The organism is Alicyclobacillus contaminans DSM 17975 (assembly GCF_000429525.1).
Lineage (GTDB): Bacteria > Bacillota > Bacilli > Alicyclobacillales > Alicyclobacillaceae > Alicyclobacillus_A > Alicyclobacillus_A contaminans.
The window spans coordinates 51,898-64,194 of the sequence record NZ_AUCA01000020.1; the positions used below are offsets into that span (position 1 = coordinate 51,898).

The 12,297-nt window shown below is 61.3% G+C and carries 14 protein-coding genes; 2 read left to right on the forward strand and 12 right to left on the reverse strand.

Annotation, left to right across the window (positions count from 1 at the left end; translation table 11 throughout):
- Nucleotides 1-115: 115 nt before the first annotated feature.
- The 11 genes from G463_RS0109045 to G463_RS0109095 form a co-directional block, all read right to left on the reverse strand.
- The gene (locus tag G463_RS0109045; RefSeq protein WP_026974910.1) at nucleotides 116-328 is read right to left on the reverse strand and encodes a hypothetical protein; all 213 of its coding nucleotides are present in this window, start codon (nucleotides 326-328) and stop codon (nucleotides 116-118) included.
- Nucleotides 329-435: 107 nt separating this feature from the next.
- On the reverse strand, nucleotides 436-1,641 hold the full coding sequence (yqeH, locus tag G463_RS0109050; protein WP_035486470.1) for a ribosome biogenesis GTPase YqeH: 1,206 nt from the start codon (nucleotides 1,639-1,641) through the stop codon (nucleotides 436-438).
- Nucleotides 1,634-2,173, reverse strand: a complete 540-nt coding sequence (locus G463_RS0109055; RefSeq protein ID WP_211227398.1) for a YqeG family HAD IIIA-type phosphatase — start codon at nucleotides 2,171-2,173, stop codon at nucleotides 1,634-1,636. Before G463_RS0109055 ends, yqeH begins: the two co-directional genes overlap by 8 nt.
- 114 nt (nucleotides 2,174-2,287) lie before the next feature.
- A complete protein-coding gene (sigK, locus tag G463_RS19630) occupies nucleotides 2,288-3,037 on the reverse strand; it encodes an RNA polymerase sporulation sigma factor SigK (protein WP_051322129.1) in 750 nt (249 codons plus the stop codon).
- 28 nt (nucleotides 3,038-3,065) lie between these two features.
- Nucleotides 3,066-4,568 carry a penicillin-binding transpeptidase domain-containing protein gene (locus tag G463_RS0109065; protein WP_026974913.1) on the reverse strand — a complete coding sequence of 501 codons (1,503 nt, stop codon included), beginning with the start codon at nucleotides 4,566-4,568 and terminating at the stop codon, nucleotides 3,066-3,068.
- Between the two features lie 46 nt (nucleotides 4,569-4,614).
- Nucleotides 4,615-5,697, reverse strand: coding sequence for an endolytic transglycosylase MltG (gene mltG / locus G463_RS0109070; RefSeq protein ID WP_169725458.1), 1,083 nt, complete (start codon nucleotides 5,695-5,697; stop codon nucleotides 4,615-4,617).
- A 94-nt stretch (nucleotides 5,698-5,791) separates the two neighbouring features.
- Nucleotides 5,792-6,217, reverse strand: coding sequence for a Holliday junction resolvase RuvX (gene ruvX / locus G463_RS0109075; protein ID WP_026974915.1), 426 nt, complete (start codon nucleotides 6,215-6,217; stop codon nucleotides 5,792-5,794).
- Complete coding sequence (locus G463_RS0109080; RefSeq protein WP_156900152.1) at nucleotides 6,198-6,461, reverse strand: IreB family regulatory phosphoprotein; 264 nt, start codon at nucleotides 6,459-6,461, stop codon at nucleotides 6,198-6,200. The genes ruvX and G463_RS0109080 overlap by 20 nt, the downstream gene beginning before the upstream one ends.
- Before the next feature lie 113 nt (nucleotides 6,462-6,574).
- Complete coding sequence (gene alaS, locus G463_RS0109085) at nucleotides 6,575-9,217, reverse strand: alanine--tRNA ligase (protein ID WP_156900150.1); 2,643 nt, start codon at nucleotides 9,215-9,217, stop codon at nucleotides 6,575-6,577.
- Between the two features lie 303 nt (nucleotides 9,218-9,520).
- Nucleotides 9,521-9,820: a hypothetical protein gene (locus G463_RS0109090; protein WP_026974918.1), complete on the reverse strand. Its 300-nt coding sequence runs from the start codon at nucleotides 9,818-9,820 to the stop codon at nucleotides 9,521-9,523.
- Between the two features lie 90 nt (nucleotides 9,821-9,910).
- Complete coding sequence (locus tag G463_RS0109095; RefSeq protein WP_245575780.1) at nucleotides 9,911-10,969, reverse strand: AI-2E family transporter; 1,059 nt, start codon at nucleotides 10,967-10,969, stop codon at nucleotides 9,911-9,913.
- A 176-nt stretch (nucleotides 10,970-11,145) separates the two neighbouring features.
- Here G463_RS0109095 and crcB (G463_RS0109100) point away from each other — a divergent pair, with 176 nt between their 5' ends.
- Nucleotides 11,146-11,553, forward strand: a complete 408-nt coding sequence (crcB, locus tag G463_RS0109100; RefSeq protein ID WP_026974920.1) for a fluoride efflux transporter CrcB — start codon at nucleotides 11,146-11,148, stop codon at nucleotides 11,551-11,553.
- On the forward strand, nucleotides 11,550-11,918 hold the full coding sequence (gene crcB, locus G463_RS0109105; RefSeq protein ID WP_026974921.1) for a fluoride efflux transporter CrcB: 369 nt from the start codon (nucleotides 11,550-11,552) through the stop codon (nucleotides 11,916-11,918). Before crcB (G463_RS0109100) ends, crcB (G463_RS0109105) begins: the two co-directional genes overlap by 4 nt.
- A 93-nt stretch (nucleotides 11,919-12,011) precedes the next feature.
- On the opposite strand, the gene G463_RS0109110 is transcribed toward crcB (G463_RS0109105), so the two are convergent.
- Nucleotides 12,012-12,297, reverse strand: a 286-nt coding sequence (locus G463_RS0109110; protein WP_026974922.1) for a group II intron maturase-specific domain-containing protein, incomplete at its 5' end; no start/stop codon positions are given.

The following is a 12,297-nucleotide window of genomic DNA, read 5'->3' on the forward strand; positions in this document are numbered from 1 at the left end:
TCCGTCAGACAGGCCCTCGAAACGGCTTAACTATAGCATAAGTTGGATCGCTTTGCATGCCACGGCCGATGCTCGTCACAAAAAAGCCGCGAAGGCAGCTAGCCTTCGCGTACGGTCAGGATTGGAAATGAAGTACCGCAGTCAGTTGGCCGCCCTCAAGGCGCAGGGATACGTCGTACAAACCGCATTCAGCCCATTCCGGATGGCACATCCGCGTTTCGGCGACCAGCTGCTGCAAACGCCCCAACAATCCATCCACGGTCAGATCACACCCAGCGTTCTCCGGTGATACCGGCACCGGCGCCTGCTGTCTGACGACTTCGGACACACCTTCACCACCCACACGCGCGCCAGGAACGCCACCGCAAAGGTGGCGACTGCGCTGTCTTACTCTAGGTGTATTGCGGGTGGCGTTCGGTTAGCACCGATTTGCTGTCACGTCCGCCCCGCTCGGCTCAATTGGCCGAGCAGCCGCGGCCGCTGGCTGACGCGAACGCCCGGCGGCGCGTACAGCACGGCGCGAATGTTGTGTCCTTGGAGCGAAATCCACCCCAGCCCCGACAACACCACGTCGCATCCCGCCGCGGGGATTTCAATCGCCCTATCGGTTTCGCCGTGCAACGGTTTTTGTCGGACGGCGCGAAGGGTCCAGGGAACCAATTTGCCAAGCGAACGCCGGCATTCCGGACACGGGACCTTCAAGATGTCGTCCGAGTGTTCGGCATAGATGGCCTCCGCCCGCTCCACCTTCGTCCGATGAACCACCAGGCGGTTGCTGACGTGAACCACCACTGGCTGATGCGGACCCGACAGGAAGTCAAAGCGCGCGAAACCACCGAGCCACAGGGTCTGGCCGGGATCGAGCTGATACACTCGCTGCCGCAGCGGATCCTGTGGAATGGTTTGCTTCAGGCAATCGCCGCACAGTTTGTCAATCACCCGATCCCCGTTCAGCAGACCGGGAGTGTCCGACACCACCTTCACGCGCCCGTGCTCTGTGGTCAGGCGCGTGCTGACCATACCGATGGTCGTCCCCGGGACCCTCGAGGCGGTAAACTGCGCATCTTGTTGCAGACGACGCATCAATCCGTTCAAAATGGTGGACTTCCCAACGTTCGCCATACCGACCGCGTAGACGATGTCCTCTCGCGCGGCCTCCACATTTGCCAACAGGCGATCCATGCCAAATCCGGTGCTGCCGCTGACAAACACCACGTCCGCCAGCTCCACGCCCGACTTCCGCAGTTCCCTGCGAATCCACGACGCCAGTGCTTCGACGCGAACCTCCCGAGGCAGCAGGTCCACTTTGTTGACCACCGCAATCACTCGGCTGCCACCGATGAGCCCCGCCAAATCCGGTATGACGGAACCAGGCAAATCGAATACATCGACCACGTACAGGACGAGCCCCGGATGTGCGGCAATCGCGGAAACTTCCCTGCGATACTGGTCGTATGGGATGACGATGCGGGAAAACTCTCCGTAATGACGGATGCGGAAACAGCGTCGGCAGACGGGCTGACTCCGCGCCAGGGCGCTGGCAGGCGCATAGCCTGGAGCGTCGGGAAAATCCGATTGCAGAACGATGCCGCAGCCGGCGCAGTGGCGTTCGCTCTCCGTCGACAGTTCTCGCTCACTCATTGCCTTTCACCTTTCTTTGCGGAATCACCAAGCCTTTTCGGACCAGTCTGCGAAGGACGATGCGTTCCAGGCGCCGAACCAACCGCGTCCCCCACCATTCCCGTTCTGCGATGGGCAGAACCAGAATGGTATACAGTCCGCAGCGGTTGCCGCCCTGGATGTCTGTGAACAGTTGATCCCCGACCATCACGGCGGCTTCAGGCGGCACGCCAAACTGCGCCAGCGCGCGCCGAAACGCTTCCTGTTTTGGTTTTCGGGCTGCCGCGATGTAATCGACCCCCGCCTTGGCGGCGAACGCGTTCACCCGTGGCCCGGCGTTGTTCGACAGAATGCACACCGAAAATCCGCGCTGTCGTACCGCCCGCAGCCAGTCGACCAACGCATCCGGCAGCTCTGGATGGTTCCAGGGGACCAGCGTATTATCCAAATCCGTGAGGATTAATCGATAGCCGTTGGCACGCAGCTTGTCCAGATCAATCTGCTGGATGTCCGCTACGTATTCGTCCGGCCAAAGTCGTTCCAACCAGTGCATGCACAGCCTCCATGCAGCTGCCGGACCCTCCCCGGGTCCAGCATCGACTGCGAATTTGGTACTGTTCACTGTACCACACACGCGGAAAGCCCGGCAACGCGCGACGGACGGAGATCATCCGCGTTCATCGACCAGCGCTTGGTCGGATTCGCCTGCTTCCATCTGCGCCCCCCGACCCGCTTTCAGGGAATTGTACAACTTGGTCAGCGCTTTGCGTTCAATCCGCGACACGTAGGAACGCGAAATGCCGAGTTCCACCGCAATCTCGCGCTGCGTGCGCTCCTCACCATCGGGAATCCCGAATCGCTTGCAGAGCACCTCGCGCTCTCTCGCGGCCAACTTCGGCAAGTGTTCAAACATTTTTTGTTTCTCCCAGGAGAAGTCCACCTGTTCGACAATCTCGTCCGCACTGGTTCCCAACAGATCGGCGAGCGTCATCTCGTTGCCATCCTTGTCCGTCCCGATGGGATCGTGGAGGGAGGTGTCGCGCTTGTGTTTGCGGTTGCTCCGCAGGTACATGAGGATCTCGTTGTGGATGCACCGGGCCGCAAACGTGGCCAACTTCGTGCCGCGGTCAGGGTGATAGCTTTCGACGGCTTTGATCAGGCCGATGGTTCCAATCGATATCAGGTCGTCCGGGTCTTCACCGGATCCTTCGTATTTCTTCGCCAGGTGCGCAACCAGTCGCAGGTTGTGCTCAATCAACTTGTTTCGGGCGGTGGTGTCCCCTTCGGCCATCCGCGCCAGCCAATGCGCTTCCTCCTCTGCGCTGAGCGGTTGGGGGAAGGCGTTGTTCTTGACGTAAGAGACAAAGACGGACACATCTTTCAGCACGAGCGTCAACAAGGTTAAAATCCCAGGCATGGTCCCACCTCCATCAGGCCCGCTGTGTCTAGCCTATGTCAGGGGTCCCGTAAAACTGCCTGTACGTCTCGAGGACAGCCCGCGCGACCGACTGTGTCAGGTGGTGAGCCTCTGCTGAAGGCACCTTTCCCACATACACCGCAAACGCAATCCGGGGATGGGCATACGGTGCATAGCCCGCCATCCAGCCATTGACGAGACCGCCCCGCGCCAATTCCGCCGTGCCGGTTTTCACCGCAGCCGGAACGGGCGCACGGGCCAAACTGTGGGCGGTCCCCGTCGGGGAGGTGACCGCATGACGCATCCCCGCGCCAAGCCAATGCGCGGTCTGCCTGGACATGGCCTGGCCCCACGACGGCACCGGAAACGCGCGCAGCACGCATCCTCCGAGCTCCAGATCCAACACCAGTCGCACCGGCGCCATCCGTCCACCGGCGGCGACGGTCCGAGCCAGGTTCGCAACCTGCAATGGACTCAGCCGCACGTCCTGCTGACCGATGGCCGTATTCGCCAACAGCCCATCATCCCTCCCGGCGCGACGGAATACCACGCCTGAGCGCGCTTCCCGGACGACGGTTCGTCCATCCACGGTCTGCAACTGCGTTTCGGCCAGATGGAGGCGATGCGTTTCGGCTGTCAGGCCCGCCCGGCCCATCGCCATGCCCAGCTCTGCAAACGCGGTATCACAGGATTCCGCCAGGGCCTCCGTGAAGGACAGGCGCCCGTGCACCCGCCAACAGTGCATCCGCACCAACGGGGTGCGAATCCCCCCAAGGCACAGAAATACGCTGTCCGGGCGGGCTCGGTACGCGTCCAACGCAGCCGCGCCGGTCACCAATTTGAAGATGGATCCCGGCGTGAACGGGGTCACCGCCACCGTCGCATCTGGGTGACCCGCTCGGACGCCCGCGGCGGCGAGCATCTGATTGGTGGCCACATCCAGCACCACGACGGCACCATCCCGCACCCTGTGGTCGGCAAGCCAGGCCTCGGCCCGCCGCTGCCACCCCACGTCCAGCGTGGTTCGTACGTCCGCTCCCGGCAGGGCATGGGCCACGTAGAGGGTGTCGGAGGACACGCGGCCCTCGGGCGTTCTCAGGCGGGCCACCAGGCTGGGGCGACGGGATTGCAGCGCGGCGTCAAACGTCAACTCCATGCCGCTCCGCCCCTGCTCCGCCACCGCGCGATGGGGATTGGGCCACACATCCGGCTTGCCCACGCGCCCGGCCAGCGTATCGACAGCTCCTGGCAACTCGGAATGGATTCGCCAGCGGTGGCCGGCCCATTCGGTGACGACCGCACCATCCCAGAGGGCCAGTCCATTGCGATAGCGAATGCGCCCTCTGCCGTCGTCCACCTGCAGCACCTGAAAATGCTGCAAGTCGGCGCGCCCGGCCAACGTATCCTGCCACCGCCTCGACGCGCCCTCGCTCCCCTCCGCCGCAGCGGTGGCTCCGAACACGCGAACCAACAGCGCAAACAGAGCCATCAATGTCAAGCCGTTGAGCCAAACCAATCGCCTACGCACCACGGGCTACACTCCAACATTCGCATTGGCGCCGCCGTGCACGGAGACATCACTTCGCGTGCGTTCGAAGGTTCTCTGCGCTCCGCGCCTCATTCTTCAACTGCTCTGCGTACGTCACTGCGAAGTAGTGTTCCCCGCTTCCGTCATTTTTTACCACGTAATAGAGATAGTTTGTCTTTGCCGGATGCAGCACCGCCTTGATGGAAGCCAGTCCCGGATTCGCAATGGGCCCCGGCGGCAGCCCCTGGTGCAAATAGGTGTTGTACGGATCATTCACTCGTGTATCCTGTATGGTCACGACATCCCGATGGCCGAGGATATACTCGAGCGTGGCGTCAATCTGCAGTTTCATGCCCTTGTGCAGGCGGTTTTGAATCACGCTGGCAATCACCGGCCGCTCGGCGCTGACCCGCGCCTCGCGCTCCACCAGCGAAGCCTCGGTGATCACTTGCGACAAACTGAGCCCGCTGTGTTGAATTTGCGCGCCGAGCGGATGGACGACCTGTTCCTCGAAGGTGTCAAGCATCTCCTGCACCACGTCGTGGGCCGATTCATTGACTGAGAATTGATACGTGTCGGGAAACAGATACCCTTCCAGCCGATACTTCACGTGCGCGGACGCGGGCAGAGATTGTAGAAACGAGTTGCTGAAAGTGCCCGTCTGCACCTCTTTCACAAACGCCGTTGCGCTGCACACGTTCGACGCCTGCAGACGCGCGGCGATTTGCGCGACGGTGTAGCCTTCGGGGATGGTCACGTTGACCACATTCCCCGCGCTGCCGCCGCGCTCCAGCACGTGAACCAATTCCGAGACACCGCTTCCTACGGGAATTTGATAGTCTCCCGCCTGGAACTGTACATTTCCATATCGCCAGCGCACGTAGGTTTCAAAGACCCACGCGTTGCGGATGAGCCCTTGCTTCTGCAACTGCCGGCTGATATCCGTCAACGTCCATCCGGTCGGAATGCTGAATCGCACCGATTTCCCCGTCGCCGCCGGCGGCGTCAACGCCTGATACCCCCCCCCGCCAGCCAGCGCAGCGACGCACAGCAAACCAATCAACAAAACAAAGCCTCGCCGCAGTCCCTTGCGGTGAAAGGCCTTTCTCCATATGATCCAAAACCTTGTCAACGGATATCTCTCTCCCATGCAGACGTCGTGTCACACCGCCCTGCGCCTCGCCTCCGCTCCCCAGCGTGCACTATGTCTAGCACTCACACCGCGCTCAGTGTGAGTCTCGCCGCCGAAACCCATCCAAATATCCTTGCAGCATCATTGCCGCCGCCACGCCGTCGACCACCGTGCGGCGTTTTTCTCGGCGCAGGTTGGCCGCCACCAACATCCGTTCCGCTGCGACCGTGGTCAACCGTTCATCGTACAGGTCAACGGGAATCCCGGTCTTCGCTTCCACCAATGCGGCGAACGCCTGGCATTGTTTCGCCCGTTCCCCGACCGATCCATTCATATTGCGCGGCCATCCCACCACCACGCGCTCAACCTCGTGCTGTTCCGCCAATGCCGCAATCCGTTCCGCCGCCGCTTCGTCGCTCTCTCGGTGCAGCACCGTCAGCGGTTGCGCAACCAGGCCGGTGGGATCACTGAGTGCGAGACCAATCCGCGCCCTGCCGTAGTCAATGCCGAGAATTCGCATCCCGAAATTGCTCCGCGTACGCTCTGACCAGTTCTTCAATCAATTCATCGCGCTCGATGCGGCGAATGGTGTTGCGCGCGTCCAAATGACTGGTGATATATGCCGGATCTCCAGAAATCAGGTAGCCCGCCAACTGGTAGATGGGGTTGTACCCCTTCTCCGCCAACGCTCGATAAGCCAGCTGAAACGCACGGCGGGCCTCCTCGTTTTCGGACTTTGCCTGAAACCGCATGGTTTCATCCATGTTCACATCGGCCACCCCTTTCACCTTCACAGGCCTGAAATCCCAACGGGTAACGGTGCAGGTTTCCCGCACACCTGCACCGTTTCGAGCACCTCACTGTATAACCATTTCGCTCAGCGGCCCGATTCTCCTGCCATCGCCGAGACAAACTGCGGGACCTGCTCAATGGCCGCCCGGGCTTTGGCTGGATTTTTCCCTCCGGCCTGAGCCAGGTCGGGGCGGCCGCCGCCGCCGCCTTCGGCCACCTGCGCCACCTGCTTGACCAACTGTCCGGCATGGAGTTTCCGCGCCTGCAAATCCTTCGACACGGCCGCCACAAACTGCACCTTGTCGTCCACGACGCTCCCCAACACGACCACGTGGGTCGGCAGTTTCTCCCGGACTTCGTCCACCAATTGCCGCAAGCCGTCCATGTTGACATCCGCCACCAACGCCGCCAACACCGGTATCCCGTGGATCTCCTGAACCTGTTGCAGCAATTCCGCCGCCCGTCCGCGGTTGAGCTTCGCCACCGCGGATTCCAGATCCCGTTCCAGCTGCTTGATATCCTCCAGCACCCGATCCAAGCGCGGCAGGAATTCACCCACCGTCGACTTCAACCGGCCCGCCGCCGTCTGCAGCAATTGTTCCTGTTGACGGACGTAGGCGTACGCATGGCGGCCGGTCACTGCCTCAATGCGCCGTACCCCGGCGCCAATCCCCGTCTCGGAGGTGATTTTGAACAACCCAATCAACCCGGTGCGCTCCACGTGGCAGCCACCGCACAATTCAATGCTGTAATCTCCGGCTTTCACCACGCGGACCACCTTACCGTACTTTTCCCCAAACAGCGCCATGGCACCCATCGCCTTGGCTTCATCGATGTCCATCTGCCGGATGTCCACCACATCGTCTCGCCAGATGGCATCGTTGACCCGCCGCTCCACGTCGGCCAATTCCTCCGGCGTCAGCGCGCCGAAATGGGAAAAGTCGAAGCGCAGCCGAGGACCCTCCACGAGCGATCCGGCCTGGGCCACGTGTTCTCCCAAGACTTCCCTCAGCGCTTTGTGCAGCAGGTGGGTTGCCGTGTGATTCTTCACGATGTCGCGGCGCACATCCGCCTGAACGCTCGCCCGCACGGGTTGACCGGATTTCAGTTGGCCGGACACCACGCGGACGCGGTGCAAATGCTGCCCATGCGGCGCCTTCTTCACATCGAGCACCTGGGCCGTGCCCGCCGGGCTCGACAGGGTGCCCACGTCCGCAACCTGCCCACCGCTCTCCGCGTAAAACGGGGTGACATCCAGCAGGATGTCTCCTTCCTCGCCTTCGCGAAGCCCGTCGACCAGCTCATTCTCCCGAACCACGGCGGTGACCACGCTGTTCGTTTCAAGTTTGGTGTAGCCCACGAATTCACTCGGCACCGTCAGCGATTCGAGCACACCCCGGTCCGCATTCATGCCCTCCTGAGTCTGCCGCGCCGCACGCGCCCGCTCGCGTTGGGCTTCGAGATGATGTGCGAAGCCGTCCCGATCCACCGAGACTCCCTGTTCCAGCGCCATTTCCTCCGTTAAATCAATCGGAAAGCCAAACGTGTCGTACAGCCGGAACGCATCTTCGCCGGACAGCACCGACTGACCGGATGCCCGAAGGTCGTCCAACAGGTTTTGCAGGAGGGCCTCTCCTTCCGCCAGGGTTTCGAGGAAGCGTTCTTCTTCAGTGTGCACCACGCGGCCGATGAAATCCTTCTTTTCCCGGACTTCCGGATAGTCATCCCCCATGATGTCCGAAACCACGTGGACCAGTTGGAAGAAGAACGGCCGTTCAATGCCCAGTTTTCGACCGCTGCGCACGGCGCGCCGGAGCAGGCGCCGGATGATGTAGCTGCGACCCTCGTTGCCGGGCAGCACGCCGTCGCCGATGGCGAACGTCACCGTGCGCAAATGATCCGCGATGATCTTGAAGTGGACATCGCGCTCCGGGTCTTCGCCGTACGGAACGCCGGCAACATCCGCCGTGGCCTGGATGATGGGCATGAACAGGTCCGTTTCAAAGTTGTTTGGAACATCCTGCAGCACCGACGCGATGCGCTCGAGACCCATGCCCGTATCGATGTTTTTCTTCGGCAGCGGCGTGTAGCTGCCATCCGCTTCCTTGTTGTACTGAGTGAACACCAGATTCCAGATCTCGAGGAACCGGTCGCAGTCACAGCCCGCTTTGCAGTCCGCTTTTCCGCATCCGTACTGGACACCGCGATCATAGAAGATTTCTGAACACGGGCCGCACGGACCCTCTCCGATTTCCCAGAAGTTGTCCTCGTCGCCGAGCACGATGCGCTCTTTCGGCAGGCCAATCTCCTGGTGCCAAATTTCAAACGCCTCGTCATCGCTGTGATGCACGGTGACGGACAGCCGCTCCGGATCCAGTTCCAGCCATTCGGTGAGGAACGTCCACGCCCAGCGGATCGCTTCCCGCTTGAAGTAATCTCCGAACGAGAAGTTCCCAAGCATTTCGAACATAGTGTGGTGGCGCGCGGTGTGCCCGACGTTTTCAATGTCGTTGGTGCGGATGCACTTCTGCGAACTCACAATCCGCGGTTTCTCCGGAATCTCCCGACCGTCGAAATACGGTTTGAGCGGCGCCATGCCGGCATTGATCCACAGCAGGGTCGGATCGTCATGAGGCACCAGACTGGCACTGGGAAACACGAGATGATCGCGTTCCGCGAAAAACTGCTTGTACATGTTGCGAATTTGGGATGATGTCAAACGTTTCATCATGTTCCTCCTCAAAGAGAATGCGAAGATAAAAAAAGCCCCTTGTCCCCACAGGGACGAGAGGTCTGTCTCGCGGTACCACCCTGATTACGGATGCTGCCATACCCTGGCATCCGTCACTCTGCCGCGCTAACGGGCGAACCCGGCGTTGTCCACGCGCTTGGGACTGGCTTCCGCACACGGCCGCTGAGACGTCTTGCACCCTTGGACGTCCTCTCTGGGCAGTCACTGCCGCCTGCGTACTTGGTTCCCGCATTGCTTTCCCTATTTGGAACTTAGTTTATGCAAAAAGGGCAGAGGATGTCAAACCGGATGCGGGCCCAGCCACCGCAATAAGACCACCAGTCCAGCGCAGCCGGGGAGAAAACTGAGGAGGACGCAGGCCACGGATGCTCGAAAACTCGTTGTGCGACCGCGTGTCAGCATCCAAAATGACCAAATGGAGAGCGCCAAGCCAATCCCATCGGACAGTCGATTCACCGCCTCCGCCGGATCGCCTCCGTTCGAATGCGCGGATGCCTTGATGGCCAGCACGCCAAACGTCCAGAGAAACGCAGCCAAATTCACCGCAGCCAGCGCCACCGCCGGCTTCATCCACCGCATGCACATCCCTCCCACACACCGTTGCCTCCATTGTGCCCACCGGCCCCGCCGATGTCCAGCACCGTGATTGCGCCGCCGACGTTCGTCACGTCATCCGGAACGGGAGGAACCGCGGATGGTGGTGTACACCACCTTCATCACCGCCAACAGCGGAACCGCGCAGATGAGCCCGAGCATGCCGCCAATCTCGCCACCGACCAGCACTGCGGCCACAATAGCCATAGGGTGCAGATGCAGAGTCCTGCCCATGATGGCCGGGGAAATGAGATTTCCCTCGCATTGCTGAACAATCACGTTGACAATCAACACTTTCAACGCCATCGCCGGGCTGATGGTGAAACCAAGGATGACCGCCGGCGCCGCGCCGAGGAACGGACCGAGATACGGAACAACGTCCATCGTCGCAAGGAACACCGCGAACAGGAGGGCGTACGGAAGTCCGATGACCAAGTAGCCCGCAAAACCGAGCACCCCCACAGCGGTCATCACGAGCAACTGCCCGCGGACGTAACCGCCGAGGGTGTCGTCAATTTGCGTCAGAATATCCCGCACCTCATCGCGATAGGCGCGTGGAAACAGGTGGATGAACGCCCGGCCAATCGCCTTTCCGTCCTTCAGCATGTAATACACGAGAAACGGCACCACGAAGGCGACGAACACCGCGTTGACCGTGGTGCTCACCATCCCAAGCACGTTGGCCGCCGTTCGGGTCACATGTCCCTGCAAATCAGCCAGTGCCCGCTCCACACCCACGCGCAGCGCGTCCGGCAAGGAACGGCGGCGTTCCGCGAGTTGGTCCAGCCACGTGTCTGCCTGGGCAATCAATGCGGGCAGGTGTTCGGCCAACTGACTCAACTGCCGACTGATGACCGGCAGTGTCTTCAAAAGCAACACCGTAAACACAAGGGCAAACCCAAAGTAAATCAGCAGAATCGCCATGCCGCGCGGTACTTTGCGGCGGACCAACTGTTCCACCAGCGGTTGCAGCACATAGCTCACAATCATCGCGGCCAGGAACGGAATGAACAGGACTTTCACAACCAGCCAGACGTCCCGGAGAAACGGTCGAATGCCCGCCAAGAGGTTTAGACACATGAGAATCACCAGCACGAACACGGCCGTGCGCAGGTACTTGTTTGGGATGTCCACGGCGGTCCCCCCTTCGCTCATCCGGTCGTCATGTCCCATCCGCTCTGTTCAGTATATGCGGATATTGTCCACTTCTTGTGGAGCTGCGGCCGGCGGTCGGTTGCCCACCCGTGGCGGACGCCCGTATACTGAAACGGACAACCTGGATTCGCCGCCGAATCATGGGAGGGAGACGCATGTCCTATGTCGCGGTGGCCCTGGGAGGCTTCCTCGGTGCGTGCGCCCGCTACTGGCTGACTGAGCAATTGGGCACCGTGCACGGCTTCCCGGTGGCCACACTGCTCATCAATCTGGCGGGCAGCTTTGTATTGGCCTGGTTTTACACCTTCACGCTGGAGCGCATGCCGATTCATCCACACGTTCGGATTGGATTCGGCACCGGTTTCATCGGCGCGTTCACGACCTTCTCCACCCTGAACGTGGAACTCTGGTCGCTGTGGCGCAATGGGCTCTGGCTCGCGTTCGCTGCGTACCTCGTCGCGAGCTACCTCGGCGGGCTCGCCTGTGCCGGCCTTGGCTACGGTCTGGCCATGCGCCAATCCCGCCTGCGGACCGTACCCGACGGAAAGGATGTGACTTCATGAGCTGGTTGTGGGTTGGCGGCGGCGTGGTGGGGGCACTGCTGCGCTACGCGTTGTCGAAGTGGATAGGCGAACGTTGGATGCTCACCTTTCCCCTGGCAACCCTGTTCATCAACGTCAGCGGAAGCTTTCTGCTCGGCTGGTTCACGCGCTGGCTGGGAGTGATTTGGCCGCACGCCCAGCCCGCCGCCATGCTGCTGCTCGGATCCGGCCTGTGTGGGGCGTACACCACGTTCTCCACCTTCACGTACGAGTGCACCATGCTGTTCCGGGAGGGCCGCGTCAACGCCGCCCTGTGGTACATTGCCGCGTCCGCCTGCTTGGGTTTTGCAGCCAGCGCCGTCGGCTTGTTCGGACTCCCGGGGTAATGGGATGGCCATACTCCCGCATGATCGAGTAGGAGGGGGCGCCTAGCCCCCGTCCTCTCACACCACCGTACGTGCGGGTCCGCATACGGCGGTTCATGAAACTCCACGAAGCGTAAGGTATCTCGCCTGAAGACTGCGCAGCCCCAGTTGCTCAAAGTACGTTTTGTCCATGGCTTGGTTCAGCATCCTCGCCATGAACCACGGCCCTCGGCGTGAGTTGGCTGTCATGTGGACCACCCACTCCGGTTGCCCCAACGCGCGTAGCTCCCGATACCGCGTGCGCACTCGTTTCCATTGCTTCCATATGCACATTCGCAGCCTGCGCCGAATCCATTCATCGAACCGTTCGCAGCGCCCCTTCATCTCTGCCATCCGGTAG

Bases quoted from the DNA above. Each gene is read 5' to 3' on its own strand.
- sigK (WP_051322129.1), bottom strand. From the start codon at position 3,037: ATGCCTGGGATTTTAACCTTGTTGACGCTCGTGCTGAAAGATGTGTCC.
- G463_RS0109055 (WP_211227398.1), bottom strand. From the start codon at position 2,173: ATGCACTGGTTGGAACGACTTTGGCCGGACGAATACGTAGCGGACATC.
- yqeH (WP_035486470.1), bottom strand. From the start codon at position 1,641: ATGAGTGAGCGAGAACTGTCGACGGAGAGCGAACGCCACTGCGCCGGC.
- alaS (WP_156900150.1), bottom strand. From the start codon at position 9,217: ATGAAACGTTTGACATCATCCCAAATTCGCAACATGTACAAGCAGTTT.
- ruvX (WP_026974915.1), bottom strand. From the start codon at position 6,217: ATGCGAATTCTCGGCATTGACTACGGCAGGGCGCGGATTGGTCTCGCA.
- crcB (WP_026974920.1), top strand. From the start codon at position 11,146: ATGTCCTATGTCGCGGTGGCCCTGGGAGGCTTCCTCGGTGCGTGCGCC.
- G463_RS0109080 (WP_156900152.1), bottom strand. From the start codon at position 6,461: ATGGATGAAACCATGCGGTTTCAGGCAAAGTCCGAAAACGAGGAGGCC.
- crcB (WP_026974921.1), top strand. From the start codon at position 11,550: ATGAGCTGGTTGTGGGTTGGCGGCGGCGTGGTGGGGGCACTGCTGCGC.
- G463_RS0109090 (WP_026974918.1), bottom strand. From the start codon at position 9,820: ATGCGGTGGATGAAGCCGGCGGTGGCGCTGGCTGCGGTGAATTTGGCT.